The sequence below is a fragment of the Microcoleus sp. genome (genome assembly GCF_049646505.1).
Classification (GTDB): Bacteria; Cyanobacteriota; Cyanobacteriia; order Cyanobacteriales; family Microcoleaceae; genus Microcoleus.
The window spans coordinates 1-19,998 of the sequence record NZ_JBARVX010000450.1; the positions used below are offsets into that span (position 1 = coordinate 1).

The window sequence follows — 19,998 nt, forward strand, 5'->3', positions numbered from 1 at the left end:
TAGTAAGGGGGGGCTTTTGAATACGGAACCTCCCCTTGCTAAGGGGGGGCTTTTGAGAGATGATATCGCGCTGCAAATGGCTGCACAGCGGGGTCAATTGTTTGGGGCTGTCTATTCAGTTAACAAAGATTCGGGTTTGACTGAGTTGTTTCCTGATACCGTAATGACACCGGAATCTTGGCAGGAAAAGTTGGATAATTGGGGGAATTCCTATCAGTTAATTGAAGTTGGTAGCGAGTTGGGTGCGTCGGTTTATAGTGTTTTGGAATTGGCTTATTTGGAATGGAAAATGGGAATTCGCCCTGATTGGTCGGATGCTTTACCTTTTTACGGGCAACATCCGGTTAAGGGACACTGAATCTAGGGAATAGGGAATAGGGAATTGGGGATTATTTTGTTTCAGTTAAATCAACTTGTAGAGTGCGTTTTTTCCGACCGTGCCGATTCCCGATGCCCGATGCCCGTAAATGATGTACAAGCAATTCATCAGACTTGATATCGTTGTTTATTTAAGGGCGATACAAAGTTCGAGGCAAAATGTTAATGTCAGCGGGTCGGGGTTTTCGGTTCGCAATTGGTCTAGTTCAGCTCCATTGCAGCCGCGAGATTCCATAAAATCGAGCATCCAGTTCGTTATTGCATCGATATCTATGTATTTTGCTCCGAGACATTCGGGGCAAGTTTCTCCGTTGAGGGTACCGGTACCGCCGCACTCGGGGCAATCCCAGTGGGTTGCTACGGGATCGGGGGTAGTTGGGATGTTGTTCATTAGCAAAAAGTTCGATCGCACTACTCGGTCATTTTAGCAATTTGTTAGTTGGGGAACTCCCGAACAAAAATCAACAGCGCCAACTATTAATTATGACTTTTATGAACTCAAAATTATGAAATTTATGAATTGACTTGAAGCTCTGCCTGTTTTAAGATGTTAATTAACTAATGTTAGTAAACCGCATGGTATGAAAAGTATTCATAAAAAATCCTACCGCGTCTTAACCTATGGAAAATCAACTGAGTCAAACTCAACTAACACAAATAGTAGCTGAAGTAGAACGCCTTTCTAACCTCCGGCAATCTCAACTTGATTCTGCAGAAGTCCAACAAATTTTGCAGGAATTGAACTTGCCGCCAGAGTTGTTAAATGAAGCTTTAATCCAGTTGCAGCGCCGGGAAGCACTGGCCCAGCAGCAGCGCCGAAATCGGTGGATTGCCGGAGGATTGGCTGCGGCTGCGGCGGGGGCGATCGCAATTACCGGATTCTACATTCAGCAAAACCGACAAGCCATCGCCCGCGTTTCAATCCAACAAAACCGCATAACTTCCGTGCAGGATGATGGAGGCAACTTGACAGTTATTTCCCGCCAAAATAACCCAGAAATATTTTACCGAATCACCTTAAAAGATGCACCAATAGGAAAAAAACTCTCGCTATCATGCGATTGGATCGATCCCAGCGGGCAAATTGTCAAACAAAACCGCTATCAAACTCGCGAAATCGACAAATCCATCTGGAACACTCAATGCCGCTACCAAATTGGTACTGCTGCTGCCACCGGAAATTGGCAAGTTAAAATGTTACTAGAAAATCGGGCGATCGGCACTAAATCATTTCAAGTTAAATAATTATCAATAACCGCAACCGCACCCTAAATAACTACATAAACTCTCTCCCTTATCCCACTCTGCGTTCTCTGCGTTCTCTGCGGTAAAAACATCATTACAAAAGCATATTCCCATGACAATCAACAACAAACCGCGTCAATTTGTAGGATACTGGGGCTGCGATTCTCGGCAACAATTAGAAACGCTGCTAACAAAAACAATCGCAGATTCTGCCAACTTCTCCACCGCAGCAGGCGAAAATAGCGCAATTTGGAATGTTGCCAGTACCGAACTCGATCGCCCGCCCAACCAGCCAACCAAAAATGGCAGTGCTACTTGGCAAATCGCCGCCCTCTCCGCATCTGGAATATCTACCTATCCATCAAATAACGGCGGGCTGTTACCTGATATCTGGGCAAACATTCGCGAAAATTGCCTAATTTTGGGACGGGAACCCTTCGGGCGAGTAACACTTTACTGGACAAAAATCGGGCAAACTATTTGGTTTGCATCGAGATTGCAACTGCTGTTAAATATTTGCAAACAGCCAGAGGTCAGCATTCCAGGTTTGTACGGTTATAGCTGTTTTTCCTATGTTCCAACTCCTTTAACTCCCGTCAAAAACGTGTTCGCCGTTACCGCCGGAACCGAATTGACTTGGGAGTGCGATCGAGATAGCAGTGTCATTCTTAATCCCCAATCAAAACGCTTGTTAGAATGGCGGGAAAGTTCAGAAAAAATAGAAGACGAAACAAAGGCGATCGCCCAATTGCAAAACCTACTTAAAGAAGCCGTTCAACGTCAAATTGCCGATATAAACAACAGCCAAACAGTCGGAGTATTTCTATCAGGCGGTTTAGATTCCTCAGTCGTCGCAGCATTATTAGTACAAGCCGGAGTCAAAGTCCGCGCTTACACTCTCGACTTCGGCGAAGCCGGAATTTCCGAATATCCTTGGGCCCAACAAGTAGCCTGCGCGCTGAACATTCCGTTAGTAAAAGTAGATGCCAGCCCGCACAGAATTAAACAAGTTTTAAATGATGCTGTGAAAGCTTTAGATTTACCTTTTGGCGACGGAGTTACAGTGCCGCTATATCTTTTAAATCAAGCTGCGAGTCAAGAAACCGATATCGTTTTCAACGGCGAAGGAGGCGATCAATTATTTGCTGGGTGGACGAACAAACCCCTGATTGCAGCGGCTGTTTATCAAGCCGCAAATCCTACCGCAAACGAAAGTTTTGCCCTGCAATACCTGCGAACTTTTCACCGCCTTTGGGGATGCGAAACTAAAGTTTTTCAGCCACAATTGCACCCTGAAATTCAGAATTTGCACCCCCAAGAATGGCTGCTAGAGGCTCTTAATCCTGCTCTGGGCGAGTCTTTGCTGTCCCGCCTCCGGCGCGCGGGTTTGATGCTCAAAGGCGCGCAGAACATCCATCCGCGCGCTGCTAATTTAGCATTAGCTTTTGGTCTGAAATTGCGATCGCCCTTTTGCGATTTTGCCCTTGCAGACTGGACATTTCAACTGTCGGGAGAATTGTGTTTGCGGGGCGCTTGCGAGAAATACATTCTCAAGCGGGCGGTAGAAAATTGGCTGCCTGCAGAAATAGTTTGGCGGGAAAAGCGCGGTATGGGAGTTCCCTTAACCTCCTGGTGTTTTAATGAATTTTGGCATCAAATTGGCGATTGGTTAAATCCAGCCGTTTTGCAGTCAGAAAAACGCTGGCAACCCGATTTAGCCGATCGAATTATCTCCGGCAAATTTGCCGCCGGAATTCAAGGGCGCAGGATTGGCGAGATACTTTGGCTGTTAATTATGTGGCAAAAATGGCGATCGCAAATCTTAGGCGAAGAGGTAAAACATAAATCTTGGAATCATCCATTTTGGTTGCCTCGAAAGGTTTGGCATTACCGCCAGCGGTGGCAAGAATAAAACAAACCTTAATAATTCCTAAAATCTCGATATTCTCTCATCTTCTCTCCTCTTACTTTGTGTCCTTCGCGTCTTCGCGGTTCGTTAAAAAAAGTCTTGTTCGCAACTCAAATAAAACTCATATATGCCAACAATTGCCGATCGCAAATCAATCCTCAAACAACCGCTGTTTACTCTCGCCCTAGCCGAAGAGTTATTAAGCACCTACGGTTCGCCGCTTTACGTTTATCAAAGCGACATTTTGCGACAAACTATCGGCCGCATTACTAACGCAATTTCCTACCCGCAAACAAAGTTTTGTTTTGCCAGCGTGACGAACGGCAACATCGCACTGCTGCAAATTTTTCAAGCTTGCGGTTGGGGATTGCACGCCAATACACCGGGAGACATTTATTTAGGAATTCAGGCAGGTTTTGCGCCAGAAAAGATTGTTTACAGCGGCAGCAACTTGCACAAAAGTGAAATGGAACAAGTTCTGAGATGGGGTGTCGCAACTCTAAATTTTGACAGTCTCAGCCAGTTGCAATTGTGCTGCGAAGTTTATCAAATTTTGAGGGCAAACCAACTGATTTTACCGCAGCCCAGTTTGGGTTTGAGGCTGAATTTGCCCGAACTGACTGGAGACAGTCGCATTGGAGTGCGATCGACCGAATTTCCCGATGCAATTTCTATAGCTAAAGCAGCAGGATTAAAAATTAGCGGCTTGCATTTTTATCGCGGTACTGGCACTAATTCTACCGCAGCTTTTACGCAAGTAATTGATACAGTAATTGCCGTCGCCCAGCAATTGCCCGATTGGGAATATCTCGACTTTGGCGGCGGTTTTGGCTATCCTTATCGCGGGGGTACAGCCTTTGATTGGGAACTGTTTGGGGCGGAATTGACCAGCAGAATTGAGCGCGCCGACCGCCAAATTGAGTTAATCATTGAACCGGGGCGATCGGCTGTAGCAGGATGCGCTACTTTACTCGCTAGAGTTGTTTCCGCAAAATGGCAAGAAGCCAAACAAATTGTCGGTGTAGATACTACTGTTGCCAATCTTTCAGTACCGTCAGTTCACGGCGGTTATCGAGAGATTTATACCTGGAATTGCCGCGATTTACTGCATATTACTGATGTTTGCGGCAATACTACTTATTCGCGGGATTATTTAGGCAAAAACTGTCAACTTCCGGCTTTGAAAGTTGGGGAAATCCTGGCTATTTTAGATGTGGGCGCTTACGGATATGCCATGTCGTCGCATTTTTTGCACCGCCCCAAACCAGCGGAAGTCCTGTTAGAAAATAACCAGCATCGCCTAATTCGCCAAAGAGAAAATTACAGCGTTTTACTAGCAAATCAAGTTTTTTGAATAATCAATAGGAGATTTTTATGAAGTGCATTAACTGCGGAAAAGACAATAAGTTAAAAGACCGCACGGCTAATACTGGCCGCTGTCTGCGATGCCAGCATCAGTTTGCTTTTGAACCAACTTCAATGACTGGTGTCAAAATAACTGACCCGATGTTTGCCAGGGCGATCGCAGATATCTCTGTTAACGATACGCTGTTTTTTACCCCTAAGCAGTTATTTTACCTTTTAGATCAGCGATCTAGACCAACAATTGATAATGTTTTTTGCACAGTTTCTGGACACCTAATTGTCAATATATTTTCCGGTATATTTGTTGGTATATGGACAGCAAATCTATTTCCTGAACAATGGAGTATTGTTTTTATTTTAGTAATGTTTGCAGTTAATATTTTATTGATTAGGCAAACTTTTAATGCCATCCGTTCTGGTCATCATCCCTACAAACAACGCCAGGAATTTGCAAAAAATTTGCAAATTTGGGGAATAATAGTTCTGGTTTGTGGAGTTAGTTTAAATCAGTTATTAAGTTCCTGGCTATTCTTGTTAGCTAGCTGTATTATCGGAATAGCATCTATCTATTTTGGCAGTCTAAAAGTAGACAAAAAAGCTGGAAATATTCAAGGCTTTACGATTGGCTCAAATCAGTTTCAAGGCTGGATAGATACTTGGACAACAGTTAACTCTATGACTAAAATGCTGCCGCCGCCCCGCGATACAAATAAAAACGCTGCCGTTAGTCCTGATGTCAGCGCTTACAGTTTCGACAGATTGGTGGTGTGCGATCGCCCGGAAATTGCCCAATTTTTAATTGCCAACAACTTTCACTTTGAAAACAACTGTGCAGTCCTCAGCGTTACTGGATATCCTGAAAGTATTTTCGACACAACTATGCAAATGGTGCGCCGCAATTCCGACTTAAAAGTGTACGCTTTACACGATTGCAGTCCCAAAGGAATTGGTTTGGTCGATCGCTTGCGTACAGGTCATAATTGGTTCCCAAATAACAGCACCATAATTATTGATATCGGAATTCTGCCCCGGCAAATTATGGCGGCTGGTGACAGTATGTTTGTGATAAATTCCGAGAATTCGGCACGAGATGCTGTACAATTGCCGCCAGCGATTCGCCAAGATTTATCCGCTGAAGAATTGCAGTGGTTGGAGGCAGGTAACTATGTAGAATTGGAATCGTTTAGTCCTCAAAAAATCATTCAGATTTTGAATCGAGGAATTGCCGGTAGTCGAGATTTAGGCAGCGATGACAGCAGTTTGATTCTGCTAGGCGGTACGGATAGTTCTATTTATGTTGTTGACAGTTTTGGTTGAGGTTTGTGGGGCTATGGGAAAGGACAAGGCAGTGCCGATTGGTGTCAACAAACACGTCAAACCGGCCGTCTCTCTTGTTGGTATCAAAGTTTCGATCCCCCCTAACCCCCCTTAATAAGGGGGGGACAAGAAATATCCTCAAAGTCCCCCTTATTAAGGGGGATTTAGGGGGATCTAGACTGGGATAAAAGCGAGAATTCTCAGGGGTTTCAGGCTTAAGTTGACACTAATGGGCACTGTCTGAGTCCCTACAAATATAATGTGCAATTAAGCCGATTCGATATTACTTATTACCTTGCAGCCAAATTTCTAAACTCGCCAACAGCCAAAGCTTAACGCCGTAACGCCCCCAAGTATCTCCTTCATAGTCTAGCCATTTACCTATCAAAGATTGATTGAAATAAGGAGCGATCGCCGCTTTTTTCGACAGCAACAAACCTCTAGCTTCTCGCTGCCAAAACTTCTTAAATCCCAACTGTACCGGAACCATCATTCCGCTTTTGGGCCTGTCTAAAATTTGAGCGGGCAGAAGATTTGCAACCGCTTGTTTTAACACAGCTTTTTCCACAACTCCCGATAGTTTGTATTCCGGCGGAATTGTCATGCTCAAATCCACGATTCGCTGGTCAAAAAGAGGCGATCGCCCGTGCAAGTCCGCAGCTTGAGTCAAGTTGTTCACTTTTGTCAAAATCTGGTCTGCACCCTTGAATTTAATATTTAATGCCATTAATCGATTGAGATAATTGGCACTGCTATTTAAATCTTCACTAAATACCGAATGTTCTGTTTTTGCGGCAACCAGAATTTCCGGTTTTAAGAGTTTAGGTAAATCTGCAGCACACTTTTGAAATGAAATTAAATAGGCTGCTAGCGAATCCAAATTAGTGATAGAATTGTACAAGCTGTTAATTAGCATCGGTTGATTTTTTGGCCCGCCAAAACAGGGGTCGCCGCCTTCGCCGTTGAGCACGACTTCGACAGATTGTCGCGCCATTTTTCCTAACAGCAAGTTTGGCACTGTCAGCGGGTCGCCGATCGGATCGTCTAAATAAGCCATCGTTTCTGGCAACTTTTCCCACATATCCCGAAAGCTAATTTCTAAAACGTGGTGTTGAGTTTGGCAGTGTTGGGCAACTAAGCTGGAAAACTCTAATTCGTTGGCGCATTCTTCACCAAAATGAATTGAGTAAGTGTGAATTGGTCGATCGCAAAATTGAGCAGCTAAAGCGGCGATGCAGCTAGAGTCTAACCCGCCGGAAAGAAACACGCCTACAGGTTGATTTGCTGGCAAATATTCTCGGACAACTTCATCTAAAACACAGCGCAATTTCGCGCCGTGCCATTCTAAAGATTGTTCGGTTTCGACAACTTGTTCTCGGAGTTCCCAGTAAGCGGAAATCGTCTCGTCAGGGAAGCTTAAAACGGTTCCTGGGCGCAGTTCTCGCACTTGCTGCCAGAGGGTACGATCGCCCGGAACAAACGAACAGCAGAGGTAATCTCGCAGCGCTGTGAGGTCGATCGCCCTTGAATGATATTGTGCGATCGCCCGCAGTTGAGGACCGATCCAGCGAGTCGCGCCAACATTAGTATAGTAAAGAGTTCGCGCCCCCGTGCGATCGCGCGCCGCCCGCAAAACTTGCCTTTCTCTGTCCCAAACCGCAAACGCAAACATCCCCGCCAGCAGCGGCAAACATTCAACCTCCCAGCGTTCCCACAGTTGAGCGACTAATTGGCGATCGCACCCCTGCCAACTATTAGCAGAAATCCCCAATTTTGCCAGCAATTCTAATCGGTTGCTCAGCCAAATATCCCCAACAACAACAAATTTTTCTGAAGGACTTATATTTATCTGAACATTTGGGTTCGAGCAAATAATTGCCATTTGACCTTCTCGCCACGCTGTCTTATCTTCGATTCCCTCTGTTTTCCCCCAAGCTATCCGCCAACTAGAGGCAAATTCCACCAGAGAATTTGGAGGAACAGAGGATTTTTGTTGTTGGCTACCTTTGTAATTTAGGAACAATTTTTTATCGAGCATTTTTGGAAGTTAAATATAATTCTGAATAATCTCAATTATAATAGAGATGTTGCACCAATATCAGCAACAGGCCGGACAGCCTGTTCCACAAAGAATTTCTTGTGGAACAGGCTGTCCGGCCTGTTCATAAAAGGCTTGTTGAGAATGGTGCAATATCTGAGTTATCGCCCGCTAGCTAAAACCTCTCGCAATTTACGATCGCGCTGGGATTTATCCCTCAGTTGTGGAGTCGCCATCCGCAACACAAAATCCAGCAGCCAAGGGGCAATTCGGTGACACCAAACTGCTAGATGACTTTGATATCCCACCAAGATTTCCGGCGAATCTTTGTGCAATCCCGCCACCAGCGCTAGGGCAACTTTTTCGGGAGTTGTGGGCACTACCCACCGGAATTGTTCCAAGTCTCGCACCATGTCGGTATCTGTTAGAGATGGGAGCAAAGCAGCGACTCGAACATTGTACGGACTTAACTCGCTGCGTAAAGCTTGGGTGAATCCCAAAATGGCAAATTTGGTAGCAGAATACGTCGCCATTGTCGGAGCCGCAATTTTGCCCATCAAGCTCGAAACATTGACGATGGTTCCGTCTTCTTGCGCCGCCATTCGCTTCGCTATTAAGCGAGTAATTGTGTAGGTTCCGAGCAAATTTAAGGCGATTTCTTCCTCGATTAACGGTAGCGGAGAACGCAAGAATGATGCTTGGTGGGCGACGCCCGCACAGTTGACTAGCAGGTGAATCGGGCCGCAATCTCGCCAAGCTTGGGCGATCGCAATATTCACCGCTACTGACTGAGTTAAATCCAAAGCTAACGGCACTATTTCTGTACCAAAAACATCGATTTCCTCTGCCAGTTCAATTAATTGCCGGCGGTTGCGCGCTACTATCACCAAGCGCTTGATTCCTTGTCGCGCTAATTCCAGGGCGATCGATCGCCCAATTCCGCGCGAAGCTCCTGTCACTAGAGCTGTTTTTCCTTGAAGTTGCATAGATTAAACCCTCTGGATTTGAAGCGATCGCCGCGCGCGGAGTTATAAGTTGCGAGTTATGAATTTTGTGAAGTTAATTCAAAACTTTTGAATCGCTAACACGCGCGCGAGTTAAACTCAATTAAACCGTGACTTATGCAAAAAATCCTTCGATGTGGTATTGCTGTAAGGTGCTTGTGGGCGAACCGTACAAACAGAGTTTGTGCATAAGTCCTCTAAACTTTTGGGCGGGCAGAAATTTGCTAGAAATTTGCCAGAAATTTGCTAGAAATCTGCCAGAAATTTGCCAGAAATCTGGCTGCTATACCTTACTCAAGCAGACAAACTTGAGATTGTAAAACAAGGTAAGAAATCTTACCGAATTTGGTTGGCTTAATTCCCCTGTTTGTTTAGTCAGCGCAGGCGGACTTTGTTTGTGCAGCCGCGAATTATATTCGCCGGGGATTTTTGAGCAATATAGAGCATCAATCACATACCTCCTAGATATGAGTTTTTCGCCTCTACACACAGCTTAACAACTTGACAGAAAAGCGGCAACAATTTTTAATAAATCTTCCGCAACACTTCTTTACAATCTTCTCAGACGGCGGATTTCCAAGTACCGTGAAAGCTCAAAGGTATGACACCGGGCAATTCTAGCTGACAAATAGGAGCGCTGTCTAGCCCTTCGCTGTCAAATATCCAGACTTCGCTGCTATCAGAATTCCCATCATAAACAACTGTCAAAATCCAACCTTTCTCCGAGGAAATATCTGGAACGTAGACGGGTTCTGTGGGATAGCGATTTTCGCCGCAGTCGGCAATTGTGAGATTTCGGGTTTGCGTGTCCAAACGGGCGATCGCCCCGTAACGTTCCGCTACAATATCAACATCAGACCGATACATTGCCAGATAAATATACCGCGAGTCTTGACCAATGTCGGAAGCAGGTACAACCGGAAACTCGCAAGCTCGATCCAGCAATTGTTCGGCTGCTATCACCTCGGCAGTTTCAGGATTTAAACATACCCGCCATAGAGAACCTTCCGCGTCAGTGCGAGTTTCACCTGTCGGTACTTCTTTCAGCCGCTGATTAGTTTGAAAGTCAGCGAAACGCACAAAATCTACCGCCACCGAACCATCTTCCTTGACAAAACCGTTAGCAAAGTGCCACTGAAACCAAGCATCAGTTTCGCCGCAACTAACTAAAGATAGAGTTTCCGAATCAATAACTAATATCTGGGTTTTTAACTCAGGTTTCCAGTCAAACGAGTCGCCGTAACTGCTAATTCCAGCTAACACTGGCAAAACATTGAGTCGCACCGGCGGCACAAAAAATATTAGATACTTTCCCGCCAAAACAAAATCGTGTACGAGAGAAATTCCCTTTAAAGGAATAGTTGCTTTTTGCACGATTTTGCCCGTACAATCGCTTTTATACAAATTCAACTTGGGACTCGCACTGCTGCTAATTCCAAAGTTAAAAATATTGCCAGTAATCGGGTCGCGCTTGCAGTGAGCTGAATAAGAAAATTTACTATCTAAATTGCCTAAATTGTCGATTCCTTTAGTTTCCAGAGTTTGCAAATCTAGGCTGTGAGGCGGGCCGCCTTCCCATAATGCCAAAAGGCGATCGGGCAAAGCTAAAACAGAAGTATTGGCAGCATTTTTAACAGATTTAGTCCACCGCAACCACGCAGGCCCCGGTGCTGTCATGCCATAATTAGTATAGATAAATCTATTAGCTTTTTCTTCAGCTAAATATCCCGCTGTTTGCACGTAGCGATAAACAGCAGTAGCACCTACATCAGTAAAATGAACTGCCAAAATTGCACCGTCGCCATCAAACCAGTGTCCCGCAGTCGTGCCGCCGCGTTCCAAACGTCCGGGCCCGTTGCGGTAGAGACTGCCGCGCAATCCGTCGGGAATTTTACCGCTTTTAACCGATAGCTGAGTCAGCGGAAACTCCGCCGCAGGATGGGCGAAAGCTTTAGCCCAGGATTTTTTAGCTGAGATGTTAGTGTCTGTTTTCATGTTAAACTGGCAATTTTTAACTTGGCTGGCAGCAATTTTACTATACAATTATAGCAGAAGTTATCTATAGCCCAATACGGTTCACTTAAGACAGATCCCCCCTAACCCCCCTTTTTAAGGGGGGGACAAGAATGCACTCAAAGTCCCCCTTCTTAAGGGGGATTTAGGGGGATCTCCGGGGCATAAATATGTTAAGTGAACCGTGTTGATATATATAGCAATCCTAAATGATTTTCTGTAGGGACACGGCACTGCCGTGTCCCTACAGATGGATTTTGAGGGAATCAGATTTATGTTCGCGGTAAGGATAATGATTTAGGATTGCTATAGCCGTTCTCAAGCGAGTCAAGTATTCACCAATTAATTAACAATTCCTCAAAGATAAAATTTAAAATCTAAAATTTCACTTAATAGAAAAATGGTATAACATTTATGACTCTCCCCCGCCGCTATCTGCTCAAAACTTTTGGGTTGACTGCTATTGGCACTCTACTTTTGCCGCTCGCCCAAAACAACATTTTCCCCCAAACAATTATTAAGCCTCCCCGCCTGCAAGTCGGCGATACAGTTGCTTTAATCAATCCTGCCGCTTTCAGTTACGAAAAAGAAATCCAGGATTTTTTTAAAGTATTGGATAACTTGGGTTTAAAAGTTAAACTGGGAAAGCATTTTTACGATCGCTACGGCTATTTAGCAGGCAAGGATGCCGATCGCGCCGCCGATGTCAACAGCGCCTTTGCCGATAACTCAGTGCAAGCTATTTTTACCGGGATGGGCGGCTGGGGCTGCAACCGAATTTTGCCACTCCTAGATTACAATATTATCCGCAACAATCCCAAAATAATTATGGGATTCAGCGATATTACAGCACTTTTATTAGCGATTTATGCTAAAACTAATATAGTTACTTTTCACGGCCCTTTAGGTGTCTCAAGTTGGAGTCCCTTTACAGTAAATTACGTCAAAAAAGTTTTGTTTGACGGAGGTGCTGTCACCATGCAAAACTCCCAAAGAGTGCCATTTCAAACAATCGGGGGCGGCACAGCTAGGGGAAAACTAATCGGCGGTAATTTATCAGTAATTGCAGCAATGGTAGGCTCTGCTTATTTGCCGGAATGGGAAAATAGTATTTTGTTTGTCGAGGAAGTGGGCGAAGAAGTTTATCGAATCGATCGAATGTTGACGCAGCTTAAATTAGCGGGCATTCTCGATCGCATATCCGGTTTTATTTTCGGACAGTGTACCAAGTGCGAAGCTGAAAAACCGCAAGAGTCCTTAACCTTAGATCAAGTGTTGACGGATCTGATTCGCCCCTTGAATATTCCCGCGTGGTACGGTTCCATGACGGGACACATTCGGGATAAGTTCACTTTGCCGATCGGCAAAGAAGTCGAAATCGACGCAAATTCTGGTACAATCAAATTATTAGAATCCGCCGTCAATTAATTTTTGTAATTTCAATGTTTTACAATGATAGCCTAAAAACCCAATACAAACAAAATTTATGACCCGCTCAAATTCATTACCAAATTCACAAAAATTCTTGAAAACATCCGCGTGTATCTGTGTTAATCTGCTTTTCATCTGCGGTCAACTTATCAATCAAAAATTTAAGCAATTCAAACATTCAAATAAAAACCCAAAAATATCGTGAAAAAAACCGCAGCCTTCATCAAACAATTGACAGTAATAATTTTGACAATTCTTTGCCTGTTGCCGCTCAATGCCTGTGCAGCAGCAGAAGCAAATAAAACCGCCAATAGCGACACCATTTATCAGCAGCGAACCATCCACAATCCCGACGGTACAGGCAAATTTTACATGGGTCGAGAAATTGCCCGAGTCATGGGATATGAAGGCGCCAGTTGGCTGGAAAGACCATCTCGCGGCATGGAAGAAAAATCTGCTCGATTAGTCAACAATCTCGATTTAAAACCAACTGACATTGTAGCAGACATTGGAGCCGGAACCGGATATTTTAGCTTTCGGATTGCTAATTTAGTTCCCGAAGGCAAGGTTTTTGCGGTTGACGTGCAGCCGGAAATGATTAATTTTCTTGAGTTGAACAAACAAGAAAGAAATATTGCTAATGTTGAGCCAGTTTTGGGCAGTCTAGACAATCCGAACTTGCCGGAAAACAGCGTAGATTTAGTTGTGATGGTAGATGCTTATCACGAGTTTGCATATCCCAGAGAAATGATGGAAGGAATTGTCAAAGCACTCAAGCCGGGAGGGCGCGCGGTATCGATCGAGTATCGGGGCGAAAATCCCATGATTCCCATTAAAAGCTTGCACAAAATGACCCAAAAACAGGTAAAAAAAGAAATGGCCGCCGTCGGTTTAGTATGGAAAGAGACAAAAGATATGTTGCCGCAGCAGCATTTAATGGTGTTTGAGAAACAATCTCAAGTTTAGTAACAAAAAATACCAATTCTTTACCATATTTTCTAAGTTTTGTCAAGGAACATAAACCGTATTAATCGGAACGAGCGATCGCCCAAAAACACTCATATTCAGTTTCACAAAAAAATGTAACTGCTCCCCTGAGCTCCAAACCCTTAGAGCATAAGTCATTCCCCATCAAAAATCTCAAATCAGCAGCAATCAAAAATGGTATAAGCCTTAAGTAAGCATTAAGATAGGGATTGCACTCAAAATGTCAATTTACAATTAAAAATTGACAACCCAGAGTTGCTTCCCTAATTGTTCAAGCGAAGAAGTGTCGCTACTACTAAGGTACCAGCGTGAACATTCCAAGTTCCATCCTCACCATGCTCGCCGGCATCGGAGTGACTCTGATCAGTCTCTGGTACGGGCAGAATCACGGTTTAATGCCGATCGCCGCTTCTGAGGAGGCATCCCAGATAGACGGACTCTTCAACACAATGATGACCATTTCCACCGGACTATTTATCATGGTTCAGGGACTGCTAATCGTTGCTGCAATTAAATACCGCCGCCGCAAAGGAGACAACACAGACGGGCCGCCTTGGCATGACAACTTTCCTTTAGAAATTCTATGGACAGCCGTGCCAGCGGTGATAATTTTAGGAATCGGAGTCTACAGTTTTGAGATTTACAACTCAATGGGAGGCCTCGATCCGATGGGCAATCACGACCACGGCACCATGCAATCGCAATCTCAAATGCGCGGAAGTGCGATCGCGGCCACACTGTCAGATACACCCCAAAACGCCCCTAAAATTCCCTCTCAAAAGCTCGTTGCTCTTGGCGTTGGCGCATCCCCAAAAAATGAAAACAAAGCACCAGACTTAGTTGTAAACGTCATGGGTTTGCAGTACGCCTGGATTTTTAGCTATCCAGAAAGCGGCGTTAGTTCTGGCGAACTGCATATGCCAGCCAACCGCGACGTGCAGCTAAATATTGCAGCTCAAGACGTGCTGCACGCATTTTGGATGCCGGAATTTCGCCTCAAACAAGATGCAATTCCCGGCCGGCCGAGCGAACTGAGATTCACAGCAAATAAAGTCGGCGAATACCGGGTTGTTTGTGCAGAATTGTGCGGCGCTTATCACGGAGCGATGAAAGCTTTAGCATTCGTTCACACCCCCGAAGACTTCGATAGCTGGGTGAAGGAACAGCAAATTGCTAGCACTCAAAACTTAGAGGAAGCAATAGCAATTAATCCTGGGGAAATGTCAGACGGAGAATTTTTAGCTCCCTACGTCAAGGAAATAAAAATTAATTCCGAAACCCTAAAACAACTTCACCCAACTCATCACTAAAAATAGTCATTAGTTCCTGGCAATTGGTCTTCGATCCAAAGCTAATAACTAATGACAAATAACTAATGACGAATAACTATGACACAAGCACAGTTCCAAGAAACTGCCAACCTTGAGGCTCGCGGCACAGCGCCGGCCGACAGACATTGGCGAGATTACTTCGGTTTTAGTACCGACCACAAAGTAATCGGCATTCAATACCTGGTAACAACTTTTGTCTTCTATCTAATCGGCGGGGTAATGGCGACAATAGTGCGAACCGAACTCGCCACCCCCGATAGCGATTTTGTCACCCCCGAACTCTACAACAGTTTATTTACCGTTCACGCCACGGTGATGATCTTCCTGTGGATTGTACCAGCGGGAGCCGGATTTGCTAACTTTTTGATCCCCTTAATGATTGGGGCAAAAGATATGGCATTTCCCAAGCTGAATGCGGTTGCCTTTTGGTTGATTCCAGTAGGCGGCGTATTGCTGCTGAGCAGTTTTTTGGTGGGAGCTCCGCAGGCAGGTTGGACTTCTTATCCGCCTTTGAGCTTAGTTACTGCTCAAGCCGGAGAAGAAATCTGGATTCTCAGCGTCTTGATTCTCGGAACTTCTTCGATTTTGGGAGCGGTGAATTTTGCCGTTACCATCTTCACGATGCGGGTTCCGAGCATGAGTCTCAATGAAATGCCTTTGTTTTGCTGGGCAATGATTGCGACGGCAGCGCTGACTTTGATTGCTACTCCAGTGTTAGCTGCAGCTTTGATTTTGCTGTCGTTTGACTTGTTAGCGGGGACGGCATTTTTTAACCCGACAGGTAATGGCGATCCCATCGTCTACCAGCATTTATTCTGGTTTTATTCGCACCCGGCAGTTTACATTATGATCATGCCCTTTTTTGGGGTGATTTCAGAAGTTTTGCCGGTGCATTCGCGCAAGCCAATTTTTGGTTATTTGGCGATCGCCTATTCCAGTCTCGCCATCAGCTTTTTGGGCTTAATCGTGTGGGCGCACCATATGTTCACCAGCGGCACGCCTGGGTGGCTGCGGATGTTTTTCATGATCACTACTATGATCATCGCCGTACCCACTGGGATTAAAATATTTAGCTGGTTGGCCACTATTTGGGGAGGAAAACTCCGCCTAGTTAGCGCCATGCTATTTGGGATGGGTTTTATCTCAACATTCGTCCTCGGCGGCATCACCGGGATCATGGTAGCTTCCGTACCTTTCGACATTCACGTTCACGATACTTATTTTATCGTCGCTCACTTACACTACGTGCTGTTTGGCGGCTCAGTGTTTGGAATTTACGCTGCTTTTTACCACTGGTTCCCCAAAATGACTGGGCGGATGCTTAACGAATTTTGGGGTAGAGTTCACTTTGTTTTAACTTATGTGGGCTTCACTGTAACTTTCTTGCCGATGCACGCTTTGGGGATGCAAGGAATGCCCCGGCGGGTAGCAATGTACGACCCGAAATTTACCACGATTAATGTCATTTGTACGATCGGCGCTTATATGCTGGCAGTCTCGACAATCCCGTTTATTGTTAACGTGATTTGGAGCTGGAGATACGGCCCGAAAGCAGGCGACAATCCTTGGGAAGCTTTGAGTTTGGAATGGATGACGACTTCGCCACCGCCGATAGAAAATTTTGAAGGAGTGCCGGTATTAGCAACCGGGCCTTACGATTACGGCATGGAAAAAATTCAGCATACTGGGGAACGTCTCAGGCTGAAGTTGAGGGAAAATGCCACCCGCAACGCCAAGAAAGAAGGTATTCCGATTGCAGAGGCTCAAGCTTCAACTTTCTTTGGCGGTACTGCAACTTTAGTCGCTCCTGAATCGGAAATAAAAGCTGATTCTCCTGCAGATGAAAGTCAAGATGACAATTAGTCATCACTTATGAGTCATCAGTCATTAGTCATTAGTCATTAGTTATTGCTCGTTGCAATAGGAGAACTTGGAACTAATGACTTTTGACCGCACAGCAGCAATGTACCGATAAATTTTTTCTGTCTCTTCCCTCTTCCCTCTTCCTTCTTCCTGATGACGTTGTACGGAAAGCTCGGAAGCAACAGCACTAATGACTGATGACTGATGACTAATGACTAATGACTAGCCTTCGACTTCGCGAGCGGCTAAAATGACTAATGACTAATGACTAATGACTAATGACTAATGACTAATGACTTCTTCCTTCAAAATTCCATTACCAACTAGCAATTTATCATGCAACAAATTCCAACGATCGATCCAGAAAAAACAGCTCTCAATTACCACCACAGCGCCGAAATAGAAGGGCACGAAGAGCATCCAGACCACCGAATTTTAGGGGTGATTGTGTTCTTGGGCGCTGAAGGGATGATATTTTTGGGTATGTTTGCGGCCTATTTGATTTATCGGGCGATGGCCCCGGCGTGGCCGCCTGAAGGTACGCCCGATCGCGAGTTATTGCTGCCGGGAATTAATACGATAATTTTGATTGCTAGCAGTTTTGTGATTCACAATGCGGATACTGCAATCAAAAAGAACGATGCGGCGGGTATGAGGAATTGGTTGCTTGCAACTATCCTCATGGGCGTAGTGTTTTTGTGCGGTCAGGTTTACGAATACACTCATTTAGAGTTTGGCCTGACTACTAATTTGTACGCTAGTTGCTTTTACGTTTTGACTGCTTTTCACGGCTTGCACGTTACGTTTGGAGTGCTGCTGATGGCGGGGGTAGTTTGGCGATCGCGCGTGGAAGGTCATTATTCTAGCGAACACCACTTCGGCATCGAAGCGACCGAGATTTACTGGCACTTTGTCGATGTGATTTGGATTGTTTTGTTTGTACTGCTGTACGTGATTTGAACCTGTAGGTAGTTCTACTTAGGGGGCAGGCAAGAAGGCTGCCCCACCAGAAATTAATATCACCCCCCGTTGGGGGTTTTTTATTGTTTGCAAAGTGCGATCGACCTTTATATCGTTTCTGGTTGGATCGGAATGATTTAACCACAGAGAACACAGAGAACACAGAGAGATCAGAAAGAAATGAATACAGGGCGATGAAGAGAGGAATTGATATTGCTCACTTTCTGAAAGCCGATCGCCCTAAACTACGCTAAATTTAAAGAAGCAATTGCCTATCAAACAGCATTGAGAAAATTATGCAGTGTGAATTGTGCGATCGACAAATGGCAGCATTAACCGCCCACCACCTGATCCCCAAACAAAACACCAAGCGCAAAAACGAAGATCCCGGCCCGACGATCGACATTTGCTCAGCTTGTCACCGCCAGATTCACTCTCTGTTCGACAACAAACACCTCGCCCAAGAGCTCAACACCCTAGAAAAGCTCAAAAATGACCCCCAATTCCAGAAATTTCTCTCTTGGGTGAAGAAACAAAAAACTGACAAACGCATTCAGGTACGCGGCAAAAAAGCTTAAACACCTGCGGGCGGGCACGGGGGCGGAGCCCCTACAGAATGGCGGTGAAACTTACGGTAAAGCATCGCCTCTATCGGCTTTCCACCCCGCAAATGTCGATCGGTAATTGCCGCAACTTCCTCAGCACAAACTCCACTGTACCAAACCTCTTCCGGCAGCACCAACACCATCGGCCCGTTGCCGCACTGTCCCAAACAACTGCTAGCAACAACTTCAACTTCTGAGGGGGACAATTTCTCAAATGCTGCTAGTACCTCTGCTGCACCTTGCTTGCGACAAGTGCGGTTTTGGCAAACAAGAACTCGCCTAGAATATTCTGTGATTTTCATGTTTTTTTACTTGACATTCGACTACATATATGCTATTTTTTTATCATGGGAATAGGTGCGGCCATATAACATCTATTGTGACAATTTTTTGAAAATTAGGTTGCGCGCTGCCTACTTGATGATTAATCAGTTTTGAACTCGCGGGCAGTCAGAAACCGATTTTTTTTCCACAAAACTTTCGTCAGCCCCGCAGACTCTGCAAAAAACCAGTTTTTTTGAGCCATCATGCCTCTAGAACCGCAGCGGCGCGCGCATCAAACGATTAGTCTGGCAACAGATTTTTTGCCGCCAACCATTCTCTGTCGAACAAACGCGACTGATACCTCGCCCCGCCGTCGCAGAGTACCGTAACAATCGTATGTCCCGGCCCCATTTGCTTCGCCAAAGCCACCGCCGCCCCCACATTAATCCCCACAGAACCGCCCATAAATAGCCCTTCTTTCCTCAGCAATTGGTAAACCACGCGGACAGCTTCAGCATCATCAATTTGAATAGCATCATCTACCGGCGCATTCTCCATATTCCCAGTGATGCGGCTGGTACCAATACCCTCAGTAATCGAATTACCTTCAGTCTTAATTTCCCCAGTTTTGAAATAACTGTAAAGCCCGCTGCCCATCGGGTCTGCCAAAACAGCTTTAATCGCCGGATTTTTTGATTTCAAAAACATCGCCACCCCAGCAAAAGTCCCGCCCGTACCAGTCGCAGCCACCCAAGCATCAATTTTGCCCTCGGTTTGTTCCCAAATTTCCGGGCCGGTTGTCTCGAAATGAGCTTGGCGATTGGCTAAATTGTCAAATTGATTTGCCCAAACTGCATTCTCCATTTCGGCTGCTAATCTTCCCGACAATTTAACATAATTATTCGGGTCTTTGTAAGGAACAGCGGGAACTGTCCGAACTTCCGCGCCCAAGGTTTTCAAAGCGTCGATTTTTTCTTGGGATTGAGTATCGGGAATCACAATCAAACATTTGTAACCTTTGGCATTGCAAATGTGGGCTAAACCGATGCCCGTATTGCCTGCAGTGCCTTCTACAACAGTGCCGCCCGGTTTTAACAAGCCTTTTTCTTCGGCATCTTGGATGATGTAAAGTGCGGCCCTATCTTTAACGGAACCGCCGGGATTTAGAAACTCTGCTTTGCCGAGAATTTCGCAGCCTGTTTCTTCGCTGAAACTGTTTAACCGAATTAACGGCGTGTTGCCGATAGTGCCTACAAAGCCGCTTTTGATATCCATATTTTTTGCCTGC

Annotated in this window: 16 protein-coding genes and 1 pseudogene; 11 read left to right on the plus strand and 6 right to left on the minus strand. The window is 45.2% G+C overall.

Annotated elements, in window-relative coordinates:
- A pseudogene (locus WBA89_RS21710) lies at nt 1–358 on the plus strand (tRNA (adenosine(37)-N6)-threonylcarbamoyltransferase complex dimerization subunit type 1 TsaB); the annotation flags it as partial.
- A 147-nt stretch (nt 359–505) separates the two neighbouring features.
- Here WBA89_RS21710 and WBA89_RS21715 read toward each other — a convergent pair.
- Nucleotides 506–769 (minus strand): hypothetical protein, encoded by a 264-nt coding sequence (locus WBA89_RS21715; protein WP_424409378.1) that lies wholly within the window; start codon nt 767–769, stop codon nt 506–508.
- 230 nt (nt 770–999) lie between these two features.
- Here WBA89_RS21715 and WBA89_RS21720 point away from each other — a divergent pair, with 230 nt between their 5' ends.
- The 4 genes from WBA89_RS21720 to WBA89_RS21735 all read left to right on the plus strand — a co-directional run bounded on the left by WBA89_RS21720 (nt 1,000) and on the right by WBA89_RS21735 (nt 6,214).
- The gene (locus WBA89_RS21720; RefSeq protein WP_424409379.1) at nt 1,000–1,623 is read left to right on the plus strand and encodes a DUF3859 domain-containing protein; all 624 of its coding nucleotides are present in this window, start codon (nt 1,000–1,002) and stop codon (nt 1,621–1,623) included.
- 112 nt (nt 1,624–1,735) lie between these two features.
- The gene (locus tag WBA89_RS21725; protein WP_424409381.1) at nt 1,736–3,535 is read left to right on the plus strand and encodes an asparagine synthetase B family protein; all 1,800 of its coding nucleotides are present in this window, start codon (nt 1,736–1,738) and stop codon (nt 3,533–3,535) included.
- A 124-nt stretch (nt 3,536–3,659) separates the two neighbouring features.
- Nucleotides 3,660–4,886, plus strand: a complete 1,227-nt coding sequence (locus WBA89_RS21730; RefSeq protein ID WP_424409383.1) for a diaminopimelate decarboxylase family protein — start codon at nt 3,660–3,662, stop codon at nt 4,884–4,886.
- A gap of 20 nt (nt 4,887–4,906) precedes the next feature.
- On the plus strand, nt 4,907–6,214 hold the full coding sequence (locus WBA89_RS21735) for a hypothetical protein (RefSeq protein ID WP_424409384.1): 1,308 nt from the start codon (nt 4,907–4,909) through the stop codon (nt 6,212–6,214).
- A 283-nt stretch (nt 6,215–6,497) separates the two neighbouring features.
- On the opposite strand, the gene WBA89_RS21740 is transcribed toward WBA89_RS21735, so the two are convergent.
- The 3 genes from WBA89_RS21740 to WBA89_RS21750 all read right to left on the minus strand — a co-directional run bounded on the left by WBA89_RS21740 (nt 6,498) and on the right by WBA89_RS21750 (nt 11,251).
- A complete protein-coding gene (locus WBA89_RS21740) occupies nt 6,498–8,252 on the minus strand; it encodes an asparagine synthetase B family protein (protein ID WP_424409386.1) in 1,755 nt (584 codons plus the stop codon).
- A 161-nt stretch (nt 8,253–8,413) separates the two neighbouring features.
- The gene (locus WBA89_RS21745; protein WP_424409388.1) at nt 8,414–9,238 is read right to left on the minus strand and encodes an SDR family NAD(P)-dependent oxidoreductase; all 825 of its coding nucleotides are present in this window, start codon (nt 9,236–9,238) and stop codon (nt 8,414–8,416) included.
- Between the two features lie 579 nt (nt 9,239–9,817).
- Nucleotides 9,818–11,251, minus strand: coding sequence for a carotenoid oxygenase family protein (locus WBA89_RS21750; protein WP_424409390.1), 1,434 nt, complete (start codon nt 11,249–11,251; stop codon nt 9,818–9,820).
- A 432-nt stretch (nt 11,252–11,683) separates the two neighbouring features.
- On the opposite strand from WBA89_RS21750, the gene WBA89_RS21755 reads away from it, so the two are divergent.
- The 6 genes from WBA89_RS21755 to WBA89_RS21780 all read left to right on the plus strand — a co-directional run bounded on the left by WBA89_RS21755 (nt 11,684) and on the right by WBA89_RS21780 (nt 18,419).
- The gene (locus tag WBA89_RS21755; protein ID WP_424409392.1) at nt 11,684–12,697 is read left to right on the plus strand and encodes a S66 peptidase family protein; all 1,014 of its coding nucleotides are present in this window, start codon (nt 11,684–11,686) and stop codon (nt 12,695–12,697) included.
- 204 nt (nt 12,698–12,901) lie between these two features.
- Nucleotides 12,902–13,666: a class I SAM-dependent methyltransferase gene (locus WBA89_RS21760; protein WP_424409394.1), complete on the plus strand. Its 765-nt coding sequence runs from the start codon at nt 12,902–12,904 to the stop codon at nt 13,664–13,666.
- Between the two features lie 329 nt (nt 13,667–13,995).
- Entirely contained in the window at nt 13,996–14,997 is a 1,002-nt protein-coding gene (locus tag WBA89_RS21765) for a cytochrome c oxidase subunit II (RefSeq protein WP_424409395.1), read from the plus strand.
- 78 nt (nt 14,998–15,075) lie between these two features.
- On the plus strand, nt 15,076–16,881 hold the full coding sequence (gene ctaD / locus WBA89_RS21770; RefSeq protein ID WP_424409396.1) for a cytochrome c oxidase subunit I: 1,806 nt from the start codon (nt 15,076–15,078) through the stop codon (nt 16,879–16,881).
- Nucleotides 16,882–17,217: 336 nt separating this feature from the next.
- On the plus strand, nt 17,218–17,841 hold the full coding sequence (locus WBA89_RS21775; RefSeq protein ID WP_333377832.1) for a cytochrome c oxidase subunit 3: 624 nt from the start codon (nt 17,218–17,220) through the stop codon (nt 17,839–17,841).
- Between the two features lie 296 nt (nt 17,842–18,137).
- Nucleotides 18,138–18,419, plus strand: a complete 282-nt coding sequence (locus WBA89_RS21780) for an HNH endonuclease (RefSeq protein ID WP_194061944.1) — start codon at nt 18,138–18,140, stop codon at nt 18,417–18,419.
- Here the strand turns inward: WBA89_RS21780 and WBA89_RS21785 are convergent.
- Entirely contained in the window at nt 18,416–18,748 is a 333-nt protein-coding gene (locus tag WBA89_RS21785; RefSeq protein ID WP_424409398.1) for a (2Fe-2S) ferredoxin domain-containing protein, read from the minus strand. The two genes, WBA89_RS21780 and WBA89_RS21785, sit on opposite strands and share 4 nt — an antisense overlap.
- A 262-nt stretch (nt 18,749–19,010) precedes the next feature.
- Entirely contained in the window at nt 19,011–19,985 is a 975-nt protein-coding gene (locus WBA89_RS21790) for a cysteine synthase A (RefSeq protein WP_424409400.1), read from the minus strand.
- Nucleotides 19,986–19,998 lie beyond the last annotated feature (13 nt).

What these genes read in the sequence shown, in the direction of transcription:
- WBA89_RS21715 (WP_424409378.1), bottom strand. Translation starts at nt 769, where the DNA reads ATGAACAACATCCCAACTACCCCCGATCCCGTAGCAACCCACTGGGAT.
- WBA89_RS21720 (WP_424409379.1), top strand. Translation starts at nt 1,000, where the DNA reads ATGGAAAATCAACTGAGTCAAACTCAACTAACACAAATAGTAGCTGAA.
- WBA89_RS21725 (WP_424409381.1), top strand. Translation starts at nt 1,736, where the DNA reads ATGACAATCAACAACAAACCGCGTCAATTTGTAGGATACTGGGGCTGC.
- WBA89_RS21730 (WP_424409383.1), top strand. Translation starts at nt 3,660, where the DNA reads ATGCCAACAATTGCCGATCGCAAATCAATCCTCAAACAACCGCTGTTT.
- WBA89_RS21735 (WP_424409384.1), top strand. Translation starts at nt 4,907, where the DNA reads ATGAAGTGCATTAACTGCGGAAAAGACAATAAGTTAAAAGACCGCACG.
- WBA89_RS21740 (WP_424409386.1), bottom strand. Translation starts at nt 8,252, where the DNA reads ATGCTCGATAAAAAATTGTTCCTAAATTACAAAGGTAGCCAACAACAA.
- WBA89_RS21745 (WP_424409388.1), bottom strand. Translation starts at nt 9,238, where the DNA reads ATGCAACTTCAAGGAAAAACAGCTCTAGTGACAGGAGCTTCGCGCGGA.
- WBA89_RS21750 (WP_424409390.1), bottom strand. Translation starts at nt 11,251, where the DNA reads ATGAAAACAGACACTAACATCTCAGCTAAAAAATCCTGGGCTAAAGCT.
- WBA89_RS21755 (WP_424409392.1), top strand. Translation starts at nt 11,684, where the DNA reads ATGACTCTCCCCCGCCGCTATCTGCTCAAAACTTTTGGGTTGACTGCT.
- ctaD (WP_424409396.1), top strand. Translation starts at nt 15,076, where the DNA reads ATGACACAAGCACAGTTCCAAGAAACTGCCAACCTTGAGGCTCGCGGC.
- WBA89_RS21775 (WP_333377832.1), top strand. Translation starts at nt 17,218, where the DNA reads ATGCAACAAATTCCAACGATCGATCCAGAAAAAACAGCTCTCAATTAC.
- WBA89_RS21780 (WP_194061944.1), top strand. Translation starts at nt 18,138, where the DNA reads ATGCAGTGTGAATTGTGCGATCGACAAATGGCAGCATTAACCGCCCAC.
- WBA89_RS21785 (WP_424409398.1), bottom strand. Translation starts at nt 18,748, where the DNA reads ATGAAAATCACAGAATATTCTAGGCGAGTTCTTGTTTGCCAAAACCGC.
- WBA89_RS21790 (WP_424409400.1), bottom strand. Translation starts at nt 19,985, where the DNA reads ATGGATATCAAAAGCGGCTTTGTAGGCACTATCGGCAACACGCCGTTA.